At 52.1% G+C, this 21,191-nt stretch carries 14 protein-coding genes and 1 tRNA gene; 8 read left to right on the top strand and 7 right to left on the bottom strand.

Going from position 1 to position 21,191, the window contains the following annotated elements; genetic code table 11:
* The first annotated feature begins 178 nt into the window (after nt 1-178).
* Both D9A02_RS11750 and D9A02_RS11745 read left to right on the top strand, forming a co-directional pair.
* On the top strand, nt 179-1,894 hold the full coding sequence (locus tag D9A02_RS11750; RefSeq protein ID WP_254054615.1) for an autotransporter assembly complex family protein: 1,716 nt from the start codon (nt 179-181) through the stop codon (nt 1,892-1,894).
* Nucleotides 1,894-6,162, top strand: coding sequence for a translocation/assembly module TamB domain-containing protein (locus D9A02_RS11745; RefSeq protein WP_120501138.1), 4,269 nt, complete (start codon nt 1,894-1,896; stop codon nt 6,160-6,162). Before D9A02_RS11750 ends, D9A02_RS11745 begins: the two co-directional genes overlap by 1 nt.
* Before the next feature lie 72 nt (nt 6,163-6,234).
* Here the strand turns inward: D9A02_RS11745 and D9A02_RS11740 are convergent, their stop codons facing one another.
* The 6 genes from D9A02_RS11740 to pdxH form a co-directional block, all read right to left on the bottom strand.
* Nucleotides 6,235-6,501, bottom strand: a complete 267-nt coding sequence (locus tag D9A02_RS11740) for a hypothetical protein (RefSeq protein WP_254054614.1) — start codon at nt 6,499-6,501, stop codon at nt 6,235-6,237.
* 364 nt (nt 6,502-6,865) lie between these two features.
* Nucleotides 6,866-10,549 carry a vitamin B12-dependent ribonucleotide reductase gene (locus D9A02_RS11735; RefSeq protein WP_120501136.1) on the bottom strand — a complete coding sequence of 1,228 codons (3,684 nt, stop codon included), beginning with the start codon at nt 10,547-10,549 and terminating at the stop codon, nt 6,866-6,868.
* 539 nt (nt 10,550-11,088) lie between these two features.
* Nucleotides 11,089-11,165 (bottom strand) — tRNA-Pro (locus D9A02_RS11730).
* Between the two features lie 45 nt (nt 11,166-11,210).
* Nucleotides 11,211-11,693 carry a DUF192 domain-containing protein gene (locus D9A02_RS11725; RefSeq protein ID WP_120502511.1) on the bottom strand — a complete coding sequence of 161 codons (483 nt, stop codon included), beginning with the start codon at nt 11,691-11,693 and terminating at the stop codon, nt 11,211-11,213.
* Entirely contained in the window at nt 11,666-12,196 is a 531-nt protein-coding gene (locus D9A02_RS11720) for a cold-shock protein (RefSeq protein ID WP_120501135.1), read from the bottom strand. Before D9A02_RS11720 ends, D9A02_RS11725 begins: the two co-directional genes overlap by 28 nt.
* 118 nt (nt 12,197-12,314) lie before the next feature.
* Nucleotides 12,315-12,920 (bottom strand): pyridoxamine 5'-phosphate oxidase, encoded by a 606-nt coding sequence (pdxH, locus tag D9A02_RS11715; RefSeq protein WP_120501134.1) that lies wholly within the window; start codon nt 12,918-12,920, stop codon nt 12,315-12,317.
* Nucleotides 12,921-13,103: 183 nt separating this feature from the next.
* Between pdxH and fabI the strand changes: the two genes are divergently transcribed.
* The 3 genes from fabI (at nt 13,104) to D9A02_RS11700 (ending at nt 15,462) form a co-directional block, all read left to right on the top strand.
* Nucleotides 13,104-13,910 (top strand): enoyl-ACP reductase FabI, encoded by an 807-nt coding sequence (gene fabI, locus D9A02_RS11710; protein ID WP_120501133.1) that lies wholly within the window; start codon nt 13,104-13,106, stop codon nt 13,908-13,910.
* Nucleotides 13,911-13,919: 9 nt separating this feature from the next.
* Nucleotides 13,920-14,423 (top strand): xanthine phosphoribosyltransferase, encoded by a 504-nt coding sequence (gene gpt / locus D9A02_RS11705; RefSeq protein WP_120501132.1) that lies wholly within the window; start codon nt 13,920-13,922, stop codon nt 14,421-14,423.
* Between the two features lie 259 nt (nt 14,424-14,682).
* The gene (locus D9A02_RS11700; RefSeq protein ID WP_162933046.1) at nt 14,683-15,462 is read left to right on the top strand and encodes a VPLPA-CTERM sorting domain-containing protein; all 780 of its coding nucleotides are present in this window, start codon (nt 14,683-14,685) and stop codon (nt 15,460-15,462) included.
* A gap of 62 nt (nt 15,463-15,524) precedes the next feature.
* Here the strand turns inward: D9A02_RS11700 and D9A02_RS11695 are convergent, their stop codons facing one another.
* Entirely contained in the window at nt 15,525-16,442 is a 918-nt protein-coding gene (locus D9A02_RS11695) for a DMT family transporter (protein WP_120501130.1), read from the bottom strand.
* 134 nt (nt 16,443-16,576) lie between these two features.
* Between D9A02_RS11695 and D9A02_RS11690 the strand changes: the two genes are divergently transcribed.
* From D9A02_RS11690 to trpE, 3 genes are read left to right on the top strand one after another with little or no spacing between them, the layout of a single operon-like run.
* Nucleotides 16,577-17,779: an aminotransferase gene (locus D9A02_RS11690; RefSeq protein WP_120501129.1), complete on the top strand. Its 1,203-nt coding sequence runs from the start codon at nt 16,577-16,579 to the stop codon at nt 17,777-17,779.
* 43 nt (nt 17,780-17,822) lie between these two features.
* Nucleotides 17,823-19,664 (top strand): peptidyl-prolyl cis-trans isomerase, encoded by a 1,842-nt coding sequence (locus D9A02_RS11685; RefSeq protein ID WP_120501128.1) that lies wholly within the window; start codon nt 17,823-17,825, stop codon nt 19,662-19,664.
* Nucleotides 19,665-19,676: 12 nt separating this feature from the next.
* Nucleotides 19,677-21,188, top strand: coding sequence for an anthranilate synthase component I (trpE, locus tag D9A02_RS11680; RefSeq protein ID WP_120501127.1), 1,512 nt, complete (start codon nt 19,677-19,679; stop codon nt 21,186-21,188).
* Nucleotides 21,189-21,191 lie beyond the last annotated feature (3 nt).

The raw sequence follows: 21,191 nt of genomic DNA, 5'->3' as shown, positions 1-21,191 counted from the left end.
GGCAGAGAATGGCCGGTATTATTTGTGTTTTCGCAATTCAGGCATGGCCTTCATCGCCCTGTGATGAAATATTTACAACAAGTGACGGGGTCTGAGCGTGTTCGAATCAAATTTTAAGAAATTTCTTTGTCTTACCACTTGGTTAGCCTTTGCAGCTCAGACATCAGGCGCGGTTGAGTTGACGATTTACGCCCCCGGCGCGAGCGAGGATTTGGCAAAAGACCTTAAGGCGGCATCTTTAACCCTCAAAACCAAAGGCGAAGAGGAAAGCACGTCACAAGACATTCTTGCCGCCGCCCGAGCAGATTACGCGCGAATGACCAGCGTTTTATACGAACACGGCTATTATGGTGGCATTGTAAAAGTCAACGTCGATGGACGCGAGGCGGCCAGTATTCCCCCCGTTGGTGAGCCCCGAGAAGTCAACAAGATCCAGATCTCGGTCAAACACGGGCCAAAGTTTGCTTTTTCAAAAGCATCCGTGCAGCCCCTGCCCCCCGGTGCCGAACTGCCAGAAGGCTTTGCCCCCGGGCGTCCGGCCCTCAGCGGGCTTGTCGGTGATGCCGCAATCGAGGCCATTTCGGCATGGCGTGACCACGGCCACGCCAAGGCTGACATCAGCAGTGAAAACATCACAGCTAATCACAACAGTAAAACCCTATCGGCTGAAGTCGGAATTGCGCCGGGACGCCAAGTGAAATTCGGCAAGTTGAATGTGGTTAAGGTCGAATCTGTTTCGACAAAACGCATCCAGCGCATTGCAGATCTTCCAACCGGCGAAACGTTCTCTCCACGCGAGTTGCGCGATGCCGCGGATCGCTTACGTAAAACCGGAACGTTCCAATCGGTTGTGCTGCAAGAAGCTGATGAGATCAATCCAGACAATACACTTGATATCAATGCAGAGATGATCAACGCCGAACGGCGGCGTATCGGTGCGGGGATCGAGTTTGAAACCATCGATGGCTTGACCCTTTCCGGCTCTTGGTTGCACCGCAATATCCGCCGTGACGCCGACCGCTTAAAAATTGACGGAAAAGTCGGCGGCATTGGCGGCGAAACGGGCGGTATCGATTACAGTGTCATCGGTCGTTATGACCGCCCATCGACCTTTACCCGCGATACGGGCTTGTTCTTGCAGCTTGGCGTCGAGCTGGAAGATGAACCCGAGTTTCGTGATTACAACTTTCAGGTCGGCGGCGGCGTAACACATGACTTTTCCGATGATCTTTATGGTGAATTGGGGATCGGATACCGCTTCTCTGATGTGACCGACAATTTGGGATCGCGGACCTTGCAGCACCTTGTGCTGCCAGCGAAATTAACCTGGGATACCCGAGACAAGGAATTAGACGCCCGCAAAGGGTTCTACACCAATCTAGAAGTGACACCCTTTTACGAGCTGGCGGAATCCGATACCGGGGCACGTATTTATGCGGATTTGCGCAGCTACAAGGCCGTTGGTTCAAGTAAAAACCTGGTATTCGCAGGGCGCATGCAGCTGGGTGCTGTTACTGGTTCAAGCCTTGAGAACGTCCCGCCAGAGTATCTGTTTTATTCTGGTGGCGCTGATACCGTACGCGGGCAGCCGTACGAATCCCTTGGTGTGACACTCGGTAACGGACAAGTCATAGGCGGCCGCGCGTTCCTTGGGTTTTCAGGCGAGGCGCGCATTCCCGTGGCGGGTAATTTCTCAGCCGTGGCCTTTGCCGATACTGGTTTTATTGGACAAGAGGCGTTCAACACTGACGACGGCGAATGGCACAGCGGTGGTGGTCTGGGCGTGCGCTATGCCACCAGTATCGGCCCGATCCGTTTTGATCTCGCAACCCCCTTCGATGATGATGCCGGTAAGGATTTCGAATTCTACATCGGTATTGGTCAGGCCTTTTGATGCGTAAATTTGTTTTCATCTCTCTGTTTGTCGCTTTTACAGCCCCCGTATTTGCACAAGAGGAAGAGGCCTCAGATGACAGCAGTTTTCTCGAAGGTCTAATTGAAAGCTCTTTGTCGGGTGCCAGCCGAGACGTTGTGATCAAAGGTTTCCAAGGCGCGCTTTCTTCCAACGCAACATTGGATGAGATGACCATATCTGATGCTGACGGGGTTTGGTTGACTCTGCGTGATGCCTCTCTGGTCTGGACCCGTAGTGCACTTTTGCGTGGGCGTCTCAAAGTTGATGAATTAACCGCCTCTGAGCTGATTATCACACGTTTACCCGACAGTTCAGAGGCCCCAAGCACCGAAGATACCGTTGCACAGCCCTTCGCCCTGCCCGAACTGCCCGTTTCAGTCAACGTCGGCAATATTAACATCAGTCAGGTCAAACTTGACGAAAGCATTCTGGGGGAAGAGGTCGACCTGACAGTGTTAGGCAATCTTATATTGGAAGGCGGCAATGGCTCTGCCTTATTGGATATCTCGCGCCAGCCGAAAAACCGCGGGCATTTGCGGTTAGACAGCAGTTATTCCAATGAAAGCCGGGAACTGAAGATTAACTTAGATCTTGAAGAAGATGCAGAAGGGATCGGCTCCAAGCTATTGAAAGTCCCAGGTGAACCGCCCTTGTCACTCAAGGTGATTGCTGATGCACCACTTTCCGATTTCAGTGCCGACATCGTTATGGCTACCGAGGGCGAGACCCGGCTGGCCGGGGTTGTCACTCTCAAAGAGGAAGGTCAGGATCCCAGCGAGCGGATCACTCATTTCTCGGCAAACATGGGCGGCGATATGCGCGCACTCTTCACCCCGGATTTGCAGCCCTTTTTTGGAGAAAAAACACTTTTTAGCCTGCAAGGGACAACCACAGCCGATGGTGCAACCGATCTAGAACGCTTCTTTCTCAGCTCAGCAGCCCTACAACTCGATGGTGCTGTTGATTTGGGTCCGGGCGGTTGGCCACGTAAGTTCAACGTCGTAGGAAAATTGGGCGGTACAGGGAAAACCCGCCTGCCGACAACGGGCCCTGCGACATATATCGACACCGCGAACATCACAGCCAGCTATGACGTTCAGGCTGGTGAAGCATGGGAAATGCAACTGGCGTTGTCTGATTTCTCACGCGATGACGGTATCAGCCTCGCTCAAACCACAGTCACGGCCAACGGTACATTTGGCCGCCTGAAACCTCGCAAACTTGCTGGTGACATCACTTTAAGTATCGATGGCATCGCACATGAAAACCCTGATCTGGCGCGTGCTCTTGACACGGCATTAACTGGTAAAACCAGCGTTGTCTGGCAAAAGAATACTGGCATAAACCTGCGCGGGTTAGAGTTTCAAACCGGAGATTTGAAACTATTGGCGAACGGCGGTCTTGGTGGCTTGTCCAAAGGTCTTCCTTTTCGTGGCCGAGCATACCTAAGTGCCGGTGATCTTTCCCGCCTGTCTGGGCTGGCCCAGCGTGATCTTGGTGGCGCGGTTCAACTTGCCCTGCGCGGAGAAGCCGAACTCATTGGGGATTTCTTTGATGCGGATCTCTCTATCCGTTCAACTGACTTGAAGATCGGCGAAACCCGCCTTGATCCGCTGCTGGCCGGCGGCGCCAAACTTGAAGTTTCGGCACGGCGCGACACGACGGGCACAACTCTCGACAGCTTGACGATCAACAGCCCCGAAGTTGACGCCCAAATTCAAGCACACTTAAATCCAGACAAAGGTGATTTGACCCTTGCTGCCAAATTGCAAGAACTGGCACTGGTTGAACCTACTCTCTCTGGCCCAGCGACTGTTGATACTGCGATCAGTTGGGCCTCAGGGCAAGATTTAACAATCGACAAGCTGATCGCAACTGCCATGAAGGCTGAGCTGTCCGTATCCGGTGCTGTAAATCCAGAAGATAAAAGCCTACCATTTAATGGCGATATCGACTTTCGTGCGGCTGACCTCTCGGCCTTTGCTGGCATCGCGCAGATGCCATTATCAGGTGTGGTTGACCTTCAGTTTACTGGCGCCGCGCAAGCCGGAGACGATTTCATTAACGCGCCCTTTGCTGCTGAACTTTATCTGACTTCATCAGATATTGAGATAGGCGAAGAGCGCATTGATGCTCTGATGTCTGGGAATACACGCTTGGTCGCCAAGGCCGCACAGGATGAAAAAGGCCTGCGTTTGGACGCATTTAACATCATTAATGACGCCCTGACAGCCACAGCCGCTGGCCAGCTGATCAAAGGTGAAGACGGCACCTTTATGCTCAGGGCTGAAATTGATGACGCATCGGCCATCGATCCGCGCCTCAATGGTTCGGCCTTGCTCGATACAAATCTGGACTGGGCTGGTGACACGGAAACGATGACACTGAAGCACCTCTCCGCTGCGGTCTTTGGTGCGGATCTGTCTGCCAGCGGGATGGTGCAACCCTATGATGACACCCTGCCCTTTGATGGAACGCTTACTTTGAAGGTGCCTGATCTGTCGGAATTTGCACCGCTGATCAACATGCCCTTGTCAGGATCGATTGATCTGAACAGTAAAGGTAACGGCAAATTCAAGGGACGTGAATTCGATGTCGAAACCAACCTGCAAGGCAACGGCCTACGGACTGGAAACGCGGACCTAGATGCGCTGCTTGGCAGCAAAGTTGTACTTGAGCTGTCGGCAGCTCTGCAAAACAAAGAACTGGATTTACGCAAGCTGATCCTGAGTGCGGCTGAAGTCACCGCCGATATTAAAGGTTCAGGCCCTGGATCTCCGATCAGCTTTGATGCCAGATTAGCCAACCTTGGCCGCTTTGCCCCCGGTTTTGATGGCGCATTATCCGCCAATGGACAAGCCACACTTAACGATTCATCTGGGGAAAACATCACCCTAAAAATGAACGCTGTAGGTCCTGGCAGAGCCACCGCAAACATTTCTGGCGACGTCATTGAATACGGTAAAAATGTCGCGTTGGCTGTATCTGGAGTTCTACCGCTTGGCTTGATCAATGGATTTATCAAGCCAACGGCAATAGATGGAAATGCCCGCTATGACCTGCAAATCAATGGTAAGCCATCGCTTTCTGCAATCACGGGTACTGTCGACATTGGACCTGCCCGCGTGACGGATCCATCGGTTAATCTCGCTCTTGAAAACATCCAAGGGTCTGCCAATCTCTCTTCCGGGCAGGCCAATATGAATCTCACAGGGCAATCTGCACTAGGTGGAACTATTCAAGCCAGCGGCCCCATCACCCTCAACCCACCTCTCCCAGCTGACCTTGCGATCAAACTTAATACCTTCACCATCCGTGACCCGGAACTGTATCAGACGTCTGTAAATGGCGATATCAAGATCACGGGGCCCCTACTGGCCGGTGCGTTAATCAGCGGCAGGATCGATTTGGGGAAAACAGAAATTCGCCTAAGCCCCAGTGTCGGTACCGGCATCAAGGATCTTCCCGGCCTTAGGCATGTCAATGAACCCGCAAGTGTGCGCGCCAGCCGCGAACGAGCCGGCTTGATAAAAAAAGAGAAATCCAAACCCGTGATCTTCCCATTGGATTTGGCCATTAATGCTCCAAATCAGATCTTTGTGCGTGGCCTTGGGCTGGATGCTGAGCTGGGCGGAGAGCTTCAAGTTCGGGGCACAACAAAAGAAGTCAGCCCCAGCGGCTTTTTTGAACTAATTCGTGGCCGGATTGACATTATCGGCCAACGAATCGAACTGGCTGAGGGATTGGTTGACCTTCGTGGATCTTTGATCCCCTATATTCGGTTTGTTGGCGAAACTGACACCGATGAAATCACCGCACAAGTGATCGTTGAAGGGGCCGCAGATGAGCCCGAAATCACCTTTTCGTCCTCTCCTGATTTACCAGACGAAGAAATCGTCGCACACCTTCTGTTTGGACGTGGATTGGATTCAATTTCGCCGATTCAAGCTGCACAATTGGCTGCTGCAGTCGCGAGTCTTAGCAACGGTGGGGGCGGCTTGGATGGTGGATTGCGCAGCCGCTTGGGGCTGAGCAACCTCGATATTGGATCGACAGAAGATGGCGGAACCGAAGTATCTGCCGGCACTTATCTTACGGATAGTATATATTCCGAAATCACCGCTGATAGTGAAGGCAACGAAAAGATCAATCTCAACCTCGACCTGACCCCCAGCTTCACAGTCAAGGGATCGACCAGCACGGATGGTAACAGCGGTCTTGGTGTGTTTTTTGAGCGCGATTATTAACCCCAAACATTACAGGATTGATCGCACATTACAGGTTAGAGCTGACGTGCGCGGGTTAACCCGCGCCCTGTTTTAGCTTGCCCGTTTCTGTCGCTCACCTTCAGCGCGGCAAATATTGTCGGCTTCGCGAACACTCATGTTATTTGGGCGGTCAATCGCACGATCCCACAGCACCCGTTCTTTGGTATACAACTGACAAGTCACAATCCCTTTTGCTGTCTTCAATTGCACTGGCGTCGTTTCATAGTTTTGTGGATCAATCGAACACCCCGAAAGCAGCGCAACGCAAAATACGCCGACAATAGATACTTTTCTTTTACTGATCATCTTCAGTTTCACCTTCACTCAATGATAAGTCGACAAAGCTTACGCCCAAGACATTAACAATCTGCCTCGGATCGCTTGAGATTGCACAATATTAAGAATTTTGCAAAACGTATTTCAGAGGGAAATTTTGTCACAGCGGATCAGATTTGCAATTTATTGTCAGTCCTTGATGACAATAAATTGGCTTGCCGAGGTGCAGGTAATATTTCATTTGCACAGAAAAAAGGGGGCATTTGCCCCCTTATTGAGTTTCGCTGTTCAGGCTCTGTCTGTTAACCGCTCGGTGTTTTTTGCCTGTGGCCTGAACGTCGTCCGGGGTGAGCGCACCCGCCCCGTATGGAAAAGGAGCAGGTCAACGACCCGCTCCCGATGTGTCTTAGCTACAGCCGCTGGTCGAACCGCAGGTGTTGCATTTCATGCAGGTCCCATTGCGGACCAGCGTGTAGTTACCGCAATCGCCACATGGATCACCCTCATATCCCTGCATGCGTGCCTTTGAACGGGCATCCATGCCTGTACTTGCGCTGGTCGTCACCGTGGTTTCGGTCACAACAGCGCCCGCAGGACTTGCCGTTTCCGGCACCAAGGCCTGCAATGTTCCAACCGGATCCATGGCTCCAGCAAAGGCCGTCGCCCCGGCAGCCTGCACACCACCATTCAGAACAATCAACTCTTGTGGCAGACGTTTGCGCAGGTAACCGGTTGAGCTGATTTGTTTCAGGACATCCAAAGAGTTTGATGCAGCTTCGCCTGACAACTCTTTGATATTACTTACGCCCTCTTCTTCGCCACGACCGATGTCATCGAATGTTGCCCCTTGTGGTTTCACATGGGCAAGATCGGTGCGGTCCAGATAGCTAACCGCCAGCTCGCGGAAGATATAGTCAAGGATTGAAGTGGCATTTTTGATGCTGTCGTTACCTTGCACCATGCCCGCGGGCTCGAACTTGGTGAAGGTAAAGGCGTCAACAAACTCCTCCAGCGGCACGCCGTATTGCAGACCAACCGAGACGGCGATAGCAAAGTTGTTCATCATCGCCCGGAAGCCCGCACCTTCTTTGTGCATATCGATGAATATCTCACCTAAAGAACCACTTTCGTACTCACCCGTCCGCAGGTAAACTTTGTGGCCACCAACAATCGCCTTTTGGGTATACCCCTTACGGCGCTCTGGCATCTTTTCGCGGTGCGATTTGATGATCTCTTTGACGATCACCTTCTCGACTATCTTTTCCGCCAGTACAGCCGCTTTTTCCTGCGGTGTGCCGCTTTCCAAGATGTCAGCCGCCTCATCATCATCCTCAACCAAAGCCGCTGCCAGCGGCTGGCTCAGTTTTGATCCATCACGATACAGTGCGTTTGCCTTGACGCCCATCTGCCAGCTGCGTTCATATGCTTTTTGGCAATCTTCGATGGTGGCGTCGTTCGGCATGTTGATGGTCTTGGAAATCGCGCCTGAGATGAACGACTGTGCTGCAGCCATCATGTCGATATGTGAGTTCACGGACAGGAAGCGTTTGCCTTTCTTGCCGCAAGGATTGGCACAATCAAAGATATGATAATGCTCTTCCTTGAGGTGTGGCGCATTTTCCAATGTCATAGTGCCGCAAACATGATCATTCGCCGCGTCAACGTCGCGCTTGGAATAGCCCAGATGCGCCAGCATATCAAAAGTCGGATCATTCAGTTTGGCCGCCGGAATGCCCAAAACATTAGTGCAGAACTCTTCGCCCAGCGTCCACTGGTTGAACACGAACCGGATATCAAAGGCACTGCCAAGGGCGGCGTCGATTTTGTTCAGCTCGTTTTGGCCGAAACCATGCCCAATCAGTGATGTGTGGTTGATCCCCGGTGCGTTGCCGATGGTGCCATGACCGACTGCATAGCTGACAATCTCTTCAATCTGTGCTGAGCTGTAACCAAGCGTTTCAAGAGAACCGGGAACAGAACGGTTGATAATCTTGAAGTAACCGCCGCCGGCCAGTTTCTTGAACTTCACCAAGGCAAAGTCAGGCTCGATCCCTGTAGTGTCACAATCCATCACCAGACCAATCGTGCCGGTTGGGGCTACAACAGAGACCTGCGCGTTACGATAGCCGTGCTTTTCACCCAGCTTCAACGCCTCATCCCAGCTGGCCATCGCCAGATCAACCAAACGGCTGTCCGGGCAGTTGGTCAGGTCCAGCGGTACAGGTTTAATCGCCAGATCTTCGTATCCTTCTGTCGCGCCATAGGCCGCATTGCGGTGGTTACGCATCACCCGAAGCATATGTTCAGCGTTTCGTTCATAACCAGTGAAAGCCCCACGCTCACCCGCCATTTCGGCAGAGGTTGCGTAGGCTACGCCAGTCATGATCGCCGTGAGTGACCCACAAAGCGCACGTCCTTCAACACTGTCATAGCCATAGCCCATGTTCATCAGCAGGCCGCCGATGTTTGCATAACCAAGACCCAAGGTGCGGAACTCATAAGACAACTGCGCAATCTCTTTTGATGGGAACTGCGCCATCAGAACCGAGATTTCCAGCGTCATGGTCCACAGACGTGTGGCGTGAACATAGCTATCAGCGTCAAACTTGCCATTTTTATAGAATGTCAGCAGGTTCATAGACGCGAGGTTACACGCAGTGTCATCCAAGAACATGTATTCAGAACAAGGGTTTGATCCGCGAATCTCACCATCTTCTGGGCATGTATGCCAAGCGTTGACCGTATCGTGATATTGAATACCCGGGTCGGCACAGGCCCATGCTGCATGGCCTACGTCTTCCCACAGGTCACGTGCCTTGATGGTTTTCGATACGCTACCATCTGTGCGGTTGATCAGTGCCCAATCGTCATCGTTTTCCACAGCCTTGAGGAAGGCATCAGTCACACGGATTGAGTTATTGGAGTTTTGTCCGCTGACCGATGCGTAGGCTTCACTGTCCCAATCAGTGTCGTAGGTCGGAAATTCGATGCTCTCATACCCCTGACGTGCATAATCCAGCACGCGTTTAACATACGTTTCAGGGATCTGGGTCTGTTTGGCCCCCCGAATAGCAGACTTAAGCTGCTCGTTTTTCTTGGGGTCAACCGCATCTTCTGAACTGCCATCCCAAGAGCGAATCGCGCCAAAGATTTCGTTCAGCTTCTGCTCGTGCATTTTGGAACCGGCCACGATGGAGGCAACTTTTTGCTCTTCCTTGACCTTCCAGTTGATGAATTCCTGCACGTCAGGGTGATCGGCATCACAGATCACCATTTTGGCTGCACGCCGCGTTGTACCACCCGATTTGATCGCGCCAGCGGCGCGGTCGCCAATTTTAAGGAAGCCCATCAAGCCCGAAGATTTACCACCACCCGAGAGAGATTCCCCTTCGGCACGCAAAGACGAGAAGTTTGTGCCCGTGCCTGAACCATATTTAAACAGGCGTGCCTCGCGCACCCACAGATCCATAATGCCACCGTCGCCGACCAAATCATCTTTGACCGACTGGATGAAACACGCATGGGGCTGCGGGTGCTCATAGGCGCTGCTCGATTTTGTCAGTTCGCCCGTTTTAAAATCAACATAGTGGTGGCCCTGGCCCGGTCCATCGATGCCATAAGCCCAATGCAGGCCGGTGTTGAACCACTGAGGAGAGTTCGGGGCAGCCATCTGGTTAGCCAGCATAAAGCGCATTTCATCATAGTAAGCGGCAGCGTCTTCCTCGGTGGTGAAATATCCACCTTTCCACCCCCAATAAGCCCAAGCACCTGCGAGACGGTCAAACACTTGTTTGGCGCTGGTTTCGCCGGCCATACTCGCATTGTCATTGGCAGGAACCGAACGCCACAGAAACTCAGGAACACCTTTTTCCTTAACCTTCTTCATCTTGGCTGGAACACCGGCTTTACGAAAGTATTTTTGAGCAATCACATCACTTGCGACCTGACTCCACTTGGCAGGCACCTCTACGTCATCAAGTCGGAAAACGATCGTGCCATCGGGATTGCGAATCTCCGAGCTGGTTTTGATGAAATCCAGGCTGGCATAGGCATCCTGACCCGATTTGGTAAATTTGCGTTCGATCTTCATTATCGCTGCCCCATTATTCCAGCATTTCATCACTAAATTTGTTAAATCTGTCGTTACAGATCCGCAAACCACCAAACTCAACAGATACAAACATCGGTCTCGCAACACCCAAAATCAGGTCGCAAGGTTATTACCTGGCCTAAACCAGGACCCATTTGAAGTTTTGTCCCTGCTTCGCCTTTCGACACTATATATAGTGGCCGTTTAGCTTGCCCGCACAAATTGACGTATTTACCCATAACTGGTCAACGTTTTTTTTGAGGTTTTTTTTCGAAAAAACGGTTGACCGGCATGAGCCCGTGATGCGGTTTCACGCTAACGTGATTCATCCACAGCCTGCTTAAGGCCTTGATCATTTTGATATCAACGTCGGAAGGTTGTTAAATCTTCTGTATTTCAGCCAATTTAGGTATCTACGTTGAAGTATCACCTTCAGTTTAACTTTTGCGAATCTCTCGCGATGTTAAACTTATCCACAACGCATTAGCCTGGCCCCCGGTTGGGGAATTCTGCATCACATATGTCGTTGAAAGTTTAAATGGTCGGGGCGGCAGGATTCGAACCTACGACCCCCTGTACCCAAAACAGGTGCGCTACCAGACTGCGCCACGCCCCGGACCATGCGCAGTCTCTAACTTGCTTTTTCTGATTTGAAAACCCCTTAACAGGGCCAAGATGCATAATCTTTTTCAATAGAAGGATGTTGGATCTCACTGCCAACAGAAATTCCGATCAGATCGGCCAGTCCGCCATTGATTTCAAACACATACTGGATGTTATCACCGCCATAAATCGGACTTGTATCCAATGGAATGGCGTTGCTGTGGACCTTCTGGACGGTTCCGGAAGAATCAAGGAACAACATGTCCAGAGGAATCAGAGTATTCTTCATCCAAAACCCTATTGTTTGTTCTTCTGGATAAACAAATAGCATGCCCGCACTTTTGGGCATTGATTCTCGATGCATTAAACCCTGCGCCCGTTCGACCTTGTCGTCTGCAACCTCAACGGTAAAACGCGCCTGACCCCAGTCACCGCGCACAGTTAATGCATCTTCACTGCATTTTTGTTCTGCTAAAGCTGTGGATCCTGAAAAACAAAAAAGTATTACAGCGATTAGTCTTGCTTTACAGCCACTTCCCATCCGCACACCTCTGTTGCCATACGGCCCCGTTTTCCTTCGATGACCCGAAGGGCAAGCGCTTCACCAGGCTGTAGATCGGCCAGACCGGAACGGCGCAGAACTTCCATATGAACAAAGACGTCTTCGTCACGGCCAAAGGTATTGGCGAATCCAAAGCCCTTACCTTTATCAAACCACTTTACACGTGCAGGTTCCAACTTGGCGGCACGGATCACTTCTGGATCGATATCGTCCAAATCCGCTAAAGCGATTCCCTCAACGTCAGCAGGTGGCTCTATGTGATGCACAACAACCGCTTGGGTCCCCCGGTCGGTTTTTTGAACATCAATTTCAACAAGCGCATCATCTGCAACCGAACTTTGCCCAAAATTGCGCAAAACATTGGCGTGCAGCAAAATATCAGGGCCACCTTCATCGGAAACGACGAACCCGAATCCCTTGACAGGATCAAACCATTTGACCCGTCCTTTGATTGTTCGAATGTCGTCATTCATCTCTGTCATCGTAGTCCACCAAGCGTTAGCGCTTATACTCAAATTGCTTCTTGAGACATTTTACCATCCACACGCAAGCAAAAAGTCTAATATTTTTCAGGGCCTAGCATTTCACGCAACGCGAATGTCATGGGCTAAGTCTTATAATTTTCCATTCATTATCAGGGGCTTCTCGCCGCCATACAAACCTATCATGTAAACGATACGCCCCATCGGCCCAGAATTCAATTTCTTCTGGAATAATTTTAAAGCCCCCCCAAAACGGTGGCCGGGGTGGATTGGTGCCCATCTGGGTTGTAACCTTTGCGACCCGCGCCATCAGAAGGCTACGTGATTCAAGTGGGCGCGACTGATCCGAGGCCCAGGCCCCTAACCGACTCTTGAGCGATCTGGAGGCGTAATACTCATCCGCCTCAGCTCCATCTTCACGGTTAACCACCCCCCGAATCCGGACTTGGCGTCGTAATGATTTCCAGTGCAAGACCATCGCGGCTTTGCCTGTGGCTGCGATCTCGTTTCCCTTAGCGCTGTCGTAATTAGTATAGAACCAGAACCCATCTTCGGAGATGGATTTAAGCAATACCATACGCACATTAGGCAGACCATCCGTATCCACAGTGGCCAGCGCGACAGCGTTCGGGTCATTCAGTTCGCTTTTTTCGGCCTCACCCAACCACGTTCTTGCTATCTTAAAGGGATTCTCGCCCGCAAAAATACCGCTTCGCTTTACCATTTATCCCTCTAGTCCTGCGCTTGTATAACCATAATGCTATACAACTTAGTACAACCATAGCAATCATACAGTCAGATTAAACACATTATACTCGTTTCTGCCCATTGCGCGCGCCAGCCACTTGAAGCAAGTGAAGCGATCGCCTAAAGAAAGGGCAAAATAGAACGTGTTCGAGGGCAAGAAATGTCAAATCAACTGATGGCGGGAAAACGCGGGCTTATTATGGGTCTCGCCAACGACAAATCCATCGCCTGGGGAATCGCCAAAGCCTGCGCCGATGCCGGGGCTGAAATGGCCTTCAGTTATATGGGTGATGCCTTCAAAAAGCGAGTTGAACCTCTGGCCGCTCAATTGGGCGTAACACAGCTGTTTGATTGCGATGTATCAAACCCGGAATCAATTGATGCGGCCTTTGCTGAAATTGAAAAAGTCTGGGGCAAAATCGACTTTCTGGTTCACGCCATCGGCTTTTCTGACAAGAACGAGCTGCGCGGTCGCTATGTTGACACCAGCCGTGACAATTTCCTGATGACCATGGATGTCTCAGTCTACTCTTTCACCGCGGTTGCACAGCGCGCCGAGAAGATCATGACTGATGGTGGCTCCATGTTGACCCTCACCTATTATGGTGCCGAGCAGGTCATGCCACATTATAATGTCATGGGTGTTGCCAAAGCCGCGCTTGAGGCATCAGTCAAATATCTGGCCGAGGATCTGGGCAAGGACAACATTCGCGTCAATGCGATCTCTGCTGGTCCGATCAAAACACTGGCCGCCAGTGGTATCGGTGATTTCCGCTATATCCTGAAATGGAACGAGTTGAACTCTCCTCTGCGCCGCAATGTGACCATCGATGATGTTGGCAACTCTGCACTCTATCTGCTGAGCGATCTAAGTAGCGGTGTGACCGGGGAAAACCTGCACGTTGATTCCGGATATCATATTGTCGGTATGAAAGCCGTCGATGCCCCTGACATCGATAAATCATAAGGAATAACCATGACAGATCGCCTGCCACACGAACGCGGCTTCCACGTCAGTTGGGATCAATTGCACCGCGATGCCCGCGCATTGGCTTGGCGCCTGCAAAGCGAAGCCCCGGACGACACTGGCTGGCGCGCTGTTGTGGCAATCACCCGTGGCGGCATGGCCCCTGCAATGATCATCGCGCGCGAACTGGACATTCGCACCGTCGATACCATCAGCGTCAAATCCTATGACCACCAGAACCAAAGCGAAGCCATTGTGATCAAATCGCCAGATATGGATCTTATCGGAGATGGCGAAGGCGTCTTGGTGATCGACGATCTGGTCGATACCGGCAAGACTTTGGAAATCGTACGCAAACATATGCCCAAGGCGCATGTTGCAACTGTCTATGCCAAACCAATGGGTCGCGAGATGGTTGATAGCTTCATCACCGAAGTCAGCCAGGACACCTGGATCTTTTTCCCATGGGATCTGGCCTTGCAATATGTCGAACCTTATCGCGGATCAGGTTGAAATAAGGGCTATTCAACACAATAACATTGTTTAAATTCAACAACCTGCAGACTACTTGCCAGCAGGCTGTTCAGCATTATATTCAGATCGCTCTCAAAAATCGTCATCCAGCGACCTTAGATCCAGATAAGCTCCAATCGGCCCGCAGCACAAACGCTTTAGAACGCCCGAAAGCTCATGTTTTATTGACTCAATTTGTTGATCACACGTTTGTGATGTGCTAATTGGGGCTATAATGTGTTTATTTGGAGACTGTATTATGAACAAAATTATCCTTGCGGCGGCACTAACATTATGCACCGCAGCACCTTCATTCGCTGCATCCGTTTTTGTCGGATCATCAAACGGAACAATCGGCACGCTGGACACTGATACTGGTGTACTTTCAGGGGCTTATGATGCTGGCCCAGGTTGGTTCGACATCGCCGTTGACAGCTCTGGTGATGTCTACGGCACCACAGGCAGCTCACTGTACTCCATCGACGTTGATAATTCGGCGCAGGGGGTTCTTTTGGGCGGTCATTCAGCTTTGAACGGATTGGCCTTTGATGATTCTGACACTCTGTTTGGCTCTGGTGGCAACAGACTGTTCACCTTAGACACGACAACTGGCGCATCGACTGTGGTTGGTAATGTCGGAAGCGGCTTTAGCTCTTCTGGTGACCTCGCATTCAGCGCCTCAGGTGTGCTATTTGGCACGTCTAATGGCGGCTGTTCAGGCGGGGGCGATTGTCTGTTTTCAATTGATGCTGTCACTGGCGTTGGAACATATATCGGTGATATCGGCTTTAGCGCCGTGTTTGGCCTGTCCCGCATCGGTAGCACATTGTTTGGCATGACCGCTTCAGATCAGCTGATTTCCATCGACATGGGCACGGGTGCCGGTACATTGATCGATACCTATAACATCAGCGGACAAACCTATGGCGCTGCGGTTCCAGCCTCGGCTGCAACGATCCCACTGCCAGCAGGTGGTTGGTTGCTGCTCAGCGGCTTTGGTGCACTTGCTGCGGCACGGCGTCGTCGCAAACAGTCATAATCAACTGACTATAAAAATAACAAAACCCCGGTCGATGGCCGGGGTTTTTATTTGCCTGATTGTTATTGTCGCAAGGCCATGGCCCCTGCTCCGGTGATCAACAATATCCCAACTATGGTCATCAGATCTGGGGTTTCCCCCAACAGGACAATGCCCCACATCACCGCAAAGCCGACATAGGCAAAATCAAATGTGCCCACCAACGACGGCGGCCCATTCTGATAGGCCACTACCGCGCAAATGCTACCAATCAGCATTGCAACTCCCAAAGTAACCATCACGCTCCACTGGCTGGGATTCATTTCCACCCATGCGGCGAACAAAAGACTCTCTGGATTGTACCCCGAAGCGCTAAAGACACCCACCCCGGCAATCACTGCTCCGGTAATGATGAAAGACACGTGAAGTGTGAGAGCCAGAACCAAAGGATGTTCTTCACGTAACTTCGCGCGGGTGGTGATCATCGCAAAAGCATAAAGGATTGCAGAAACGATCGGTAACAAAGCATACCAATTGAAGTCATCTGCCTTAGGGCGAAGGATCAGCAATACCCCTAAAAAGCCCAGCAAAACTGCGATCCAACCAAGTCCTTTTATTTTGTCACCCAACAACAAACCCGAAAACAGCGTGATAAAAATTGGGCAGGTGTAATATGCCGCTGCTGCTGCCGAAAGTTCCAAAAAGGGCAACGAAATATAGTAGCAGACCCACATGCTCGCCATCAGAAAGCTACGCAACAAGGCCCAACCCAGCCTTTTTGGCAAACGCAACGCTTTGGGTTCCCGGATCAGAAAAATCCCTAGGAAAACAGGTACAACCAAAGCAGAGCGTAATACGAATATTTGCGAAATAGCAAAACCGGAACTTGCCCCTTTGATCAAGGCATCCCCAAGAGACAGCGCAAGCACAGCAAAGACAACCGATCCGATTGCCAAAGGAATGTTATCGACCCGGAAATTTGATGGATTTTCACTGCTCATAACGTGCTCGATTTAATTGCTTTCTGCCCAGCAGTAGGAGAAGCTTCATTCTATTGCAATCGACACAATCAAGATCGTGCTTTTCCCGGAACATTCCGTCTGGTAGCCCTGTCAGCAACAAGAGGAGTTCCAAAATGGCAACTGGCAGAACCACCGCAACCTTTCTTCCTCCGGTGATGGAGGCCCGCCGCTGGTTGCAAGGTGTGGATTTTCCTCCAAACCGCCCCCTGATTAACGTCAGTCAGGCCGCACCAGTTGATCCGCCCCCAGAAGATCTTTGCAAAGTGATCGCTGAGGCCGCAATAAACCAGCCCGAGGCGCATCTTTATGGCCCTGTTCTTGGCCTGCCAGAATTGCGCACCGAAGTCGCTAAACAATGGAATGTGGCTTATGGCGGTACATTGATGCCGGACAACATCGCCATTACCTCTGGCTGCAATCAGGCATTTTGTGCCACCATCGCATCCCTATGCAGTGATCATGATGAGGTCATCCTACCAACCCCATGGTATTTCAACCATAAAATGTGGTTGGACATGTCGGGCATAACAACTGTTCCACTTAAAACGGGCACTGATTTGCTTCCTGATCCAATAGCCGCTGACGCTCTGATAACGGACAAAACCCGTGCCATCGTGCTGGTCACACCCAATAATCCCGGTGGTGTAGAATACCCCTCCGAGCTGGTTCAGGCCTTTTATGATCTGGCACAGCGGCGTGGCATCAAGTTGGTCATTGATGAAACCTACCGTGACTTTGATGCCCGCAGCGGGGCACCGCACAATCTGTTTCAGGATACAGATTGGGATACAACGCTGATCCAGCTCTATTCCTTTTCCAAAGCCTTTCGCCTGACTGGGCACCGCGTCGGTGCCATCACTGCCGCCACCGCATTGCTAAGTGAGATCGAAAAGTTTCTCGATACCGTCACGATTTGCCCCAATCAGCTTGGTCAGATTGCCGCCGTTTGGGGCATGCAAAACCTAAGTCACTGGTTGGCAGGGGAACGGGATGAAATTCTGGATCGTCGCGCCGCCATTCACGACAATTTTCACAAGCTAGAGGCCAAAGGCTGGCAACTATTGGGCTGTGGGGCCTATTTTGCATATGTGCAGCACCCTTTTGCAAAGCCATCAGATGAGGTCGCGCGCGATTTAGTGCGTGAAGCCGGTGTTCTTATGTTGCCCGGCACAATGTTCCACCCAGATAATGAGCCGCGCGCTAGCCGCGAATTCCGGGTGGCCTTTGCCAATGTCGACCGCGTGCAAATTGGCGAACTCTTTGATCGTCTGGCGCAATTGAACTGGCCCCTTGCCCCTCGCGTGGACAGCGCGTAGACAGTCCCGCAAAGCGTCAACACCTAGTTCCACAGGAGGCCACATGGCTGCTAAAAACCTTTCAAAACCCTTTGTCTGGATCTTGATGGGCCTGCTCATTCTTGGACTTGGTGGCTTTGGTGTGACCAACCTGTCGGGTAACGCTCGCAGCATTGGGCAAGTCGGCGATGCAGACATTGATGTGAATGACTATTTCCGTGCCTTGCAGTCCGAAATTCGCAGCCAGGAAGCCGCTCGCGGCGAGGCACTCAGTTTTATCCAGGCGCAAGAAATGGGTGTCGTTGACAATGTTTTGTCACGGCTTGTGTCGGTTGCCGCACTGGATGATGAAACCCAGCGTCTTGGAATTTCTATTGGCGATGAAAACCTGCGTGATGAGATCACCCAAATCCCGCAATTTCAGGGAATAGATGGCAACTTTGACCGCCTCGCCTATGAAACCGCGCTCGAGCAGATCGGCCTAAATGAGGGCCGCTTTGAAAAACAAATGCGCGATGAAACCGCCCGCACCCTGTTGCAGGCGGCAGTTCTGGCCGGGGTCGCCACCCCTGAAGCCTACACCGATACGATGCTGACCTTCTTAGGTGAGAAACGGAATGTTACTTGGGCTACACTGGGTCGCAGCGACCTAAAAACAGGCCTGCCAGTGCCAACCGAAGACGACTTGGCGCAGTACCACAAAGACAACGCCGCCTTGTTCACCGCACCAGAAACCAAACGCATCACCTACGTACAACTTAGCCCGGAAATGATCGTTGATACCGTTGAGGTCGATGAAGTCATCCTGCGGGACGCCTACGAAGATCGCGCCGAGCAATACAATCAACCAGAGCGCCGTCTGGTCGAACGTCTTGCCTATCCCGATCAGGATGCTGCAGACGCCGCATATACCAAACTGGCCAATGGTGAGGCCACATTCGAGGATCTGGTAGCTGATCGTGGGTTGGAGCTGATCGATATTGATCTTGGCGATGTGTCCAAAGCATCTCTGGGTAGCGCGGGCGAAGCCGTTTTTGCCGCCTCAGCTGGCGATGTCACCCACCCCGTTAGTACCGATCTTGGCCCGGCGCTGTTCCGGATCAATGCGGTGCTTGCTGCACAGGAAACCAGCTTTGAGGATGCCCTGCCTGAGCTGCGCGAAGAACTGGCGACTGATCGCGCCCGCCGTGTGATCGACAGCCAAATCAACTCAATCGATGACCTGTTGGCCGGTGGTGCCTCGCTTGAGGATCTGGCACAGGAAACCGATGTAGAACTTGGTCAGATCGACTGGCATGCAGGTGTAGCCGAAGGCATTGGCGCGTTTGAAAACTTCCGTGCTGCTGCCCAAGAGCTCACCACAGAGGATTACCCTGAAGTCCTGCAAACGCAGGACGGTGGTATCTTTGCACTACAACTGGATGAAGTCATCGCCCCTGTTCTGCGCCCATTGGACAGCGTCCGTGATGATGTTGAAGCCAGCTGGACCAACGATGCAACAGTCCGCGCGCTTGCGACACAGCTTGAGACCGACCTACCCCGCCTGCGTGATGGCGCAACGTTCGAGGAGATCGGGCTGAGCCCACGGGCTGCAAACAACCTAACCCGTACAAGTTTTGAGCCAGACACACCACCTGCGTTCACTCAGCAGGTTTTTGAGATGCAATCTGGCGATATCTCTTCGCTGAATGATTCTGGTCAGATTTACATTATTCGCCTCGATGCGATCATTCCGCCTTCTGATACAGATGAAAGTTTGGCACAAATCAAACCGTTGATTGAAAACCAATATGCCTCTGGCCTGTCACAGGACCTGTTCCAGTTGATGGCTGACGACATCCGCAATCGGGTTGGAATTGAGTTGAACCAACAGGTGCTCAATGCCGTACACGCAAACTTTCAATAACAGGCACTGACCGTGGATCTGACCCCATCATTCGAGACCTTTGAACGCGGCTACAACGTTGGCCAAAATCAGGTTGTCTTTACCCGTCTGGCCGCTGATCTGGACACTCCGGTGTCTCTGATGCTCAAACTCACCGGCGCAGCGCGTGATGCCTTTGTTCTTGAATCTGTGACCGGCGGAGAGGTCCGCGGGCGCTATTCCATCATCGGCATGAAACCTGATCTGATTTGGCAATGCCACGGCGAAACCAGCCGAATTAACCGTCAGGCCCGGTTTGACCCCGATAGTTTTGAAGACCAAGACGGCGCACCGCTCGACAACCTGCGGGCCCTGATTGAATCCAGCCGAATTGACCTGCCCGAAGATCTGCCTGCGGCCAGTGCCGGTCTGTTTGGCTATCTTGGCTATGACACGATCCGACTGGTCGAACATCTACCCAACATCAACCCTGATCCGTTGGGCGTTCCCGATGCGATCATGATGCGCCCCTCGATCATCACCGTTCTGGACGGAGTAAAGGGCGAAGTGATCGTTGTGTCGCCCGCATGGGTGCAAAACGGCCAGAACGCGCGCGCGGCTTATGCGCAAGCAGCCGAACGAGTCATGGACGCTGTGCGCGATCTCGAACGTGCCCTGCCACAGGCGAGCCGCACCATTGGTGAGGCCCATGAAGATGCCCCACCGGTGTCCAACTTCACCCGCGAGGGCTATAAGGCCGCAGTTGAAAAGGCCAAAGAATACATTCGAGACGGCGACATCTTCCAGGTGGTGCCATCGCAGCGTTGGACACAGCCGTTCCGCCAACCACCGTTTTCGCTATATCGCAGCCTGCGGCGTACTAACCCATCGCCTTTCATGTTCTATTTCAACTTTGGCGGCTTTCAGGTCATTGGCGCGAGCCCAGAAATTCTGGTGCGGGTCTTTGGCGACGAAGTAACCATTCGCCCCATTGCGGGCACGCGCCCTCGTGGTGCAACACCCGAAGAAGACCGAGCGCTTGAGGCGGATCTTCTGGCTGACCAAAAGGAACTATCAGAGCACCTGATGCTGCTAGATCTGGGGCGTAATGATACCGGGCGTGTGTCCAAAATAGGTACCGTGCGTCCGACCGAAAAATTCATCATCGAACGTTACAGCCACGTCATGCACATCGTCTCAAACGTTGTGGGTGAACTGGCGGAAGACCAAGATGCGCTCAGCGCTCTGCTTGCGGGCCTGCCTGCAGGAACAGTTTCTGGCGCACCCAAAGTGCGCGCGATGGAAATCATCGACGAGCTCGAGCCCGAAAAACGCGGCGTCTATGGCGGTGGTGTTGGCTATTTCAGCGCCAATGGCGACATGGATGTGTGCATTGCCTTACGTACGGCCGTGGTCAAAGACGAGAAACTTTATATTCAGGCCGGCGGCGGTGTTGTTTACGACAGTGACCCCGAGGCGGAATATATGGAGACCGTCCATAAATCCAACGCTATACGCCGCGCCGCTGCAGATGCCGCGCGCTTTACCGGCAATGGCAACGATTGATAT

Origin of the sequence: Roseovarius sp. EL26 (assembly GCF_900327775.1) — a bacterium.
Lineage (GTDB): Bacteria > Pseudomonadota > Alphaproteobacteria > Rhodobacterales > Rhodobacteraceae > Roseovarius.
The sequence above is the reverse complement of the archived record's forward strand: the minus strand, read 5'-3'. Positions and strand labels throughout refer to the sequence as shown.

What these genes read in the sequence shown, in the direction of transcription:
- D9A02_RS11685 (WP_120501128.1), top strand. Translation starts at nt 17,823, where the DNA reads ATGGCTGCTAAAAACCTTTCAAAACCCTTTGTCTGGATCTTGATGGGC.
- D9A02_RS11720 (WP_120501135.1), bottom strand. Translation starts at nt 12,196, where the DNA reads ATGACAGAGATGAATGACGACATTCGAACAATCAAAGGACGGGTCAAA.
- D9A02_RS11725 (WP_120502511.1), bottom strand. Translation starts at nt 11,693, where the DNA reads ATGGGAAGTGGCTGTAAAGCAAGACTAATCGCTGTAATACTTTTTTGT.
- D9A02_RS11700 (WP_162933046.1), top strand. Translation starts at nt 14,683, where the DNA reads ATGAACAAAATTATCCTTGCGGCGGCACTAACATTATGCACCGCAGCA.
- D9A02_RS11745 (WP_120501138.1), top strand. Translation starts at nt 1,894, where the DNA reads ATGCGTAAATTTGTTTTCATCTCTCTGTTTGTCGCTTTTACAGCCCCC.
- gpt (WP_120501132.1), top strand. Translation starts at nt 13,920, where the DNA reads ATGACAGATCGCCTGCCACACGAACGCGGCTTCCACGTCAGTTGGGAT.
- pdxH (WP_120501134.1), bottom strand. Translation starts at nt 12,920, where the DNA reads ATGGTAAAGCGAAGCGGTATTTTTGCGGGCGAGAATCCCTTTAAGATA.
- D9A02_RS11735 (WP_120501136.1), bottom strand. Translation starts at nt 10,549, where the DNA reads ATGAAGATCGAACGCAAATTTACCAAATCGGGTCAGGATGCCTATGCC.
- D9A02_RS11690 (WP_120501129.1), top strand. Translation starts at nt 16,577, where the DNA reads ATGGCAACTGGCAGAACCACCGCAACCTTTCTTCCTCCGGTGATGGAG.
- fabI (WP_120501133.1), top strand. Translation starts at nt 13,104, where the DNA reads ATGTCAAATCAACTGATGGCGGGAAAACGCGGGCTTATTATGGGTCTC.
- D9A02_RS11695 (WP_120501130.1), bottom strand. Translation starts at nt 16,442, where the DNA reads ATGAGCAGTGAAAATCCATCAAATTTCCGGGTCGATAACATTCCTTTG.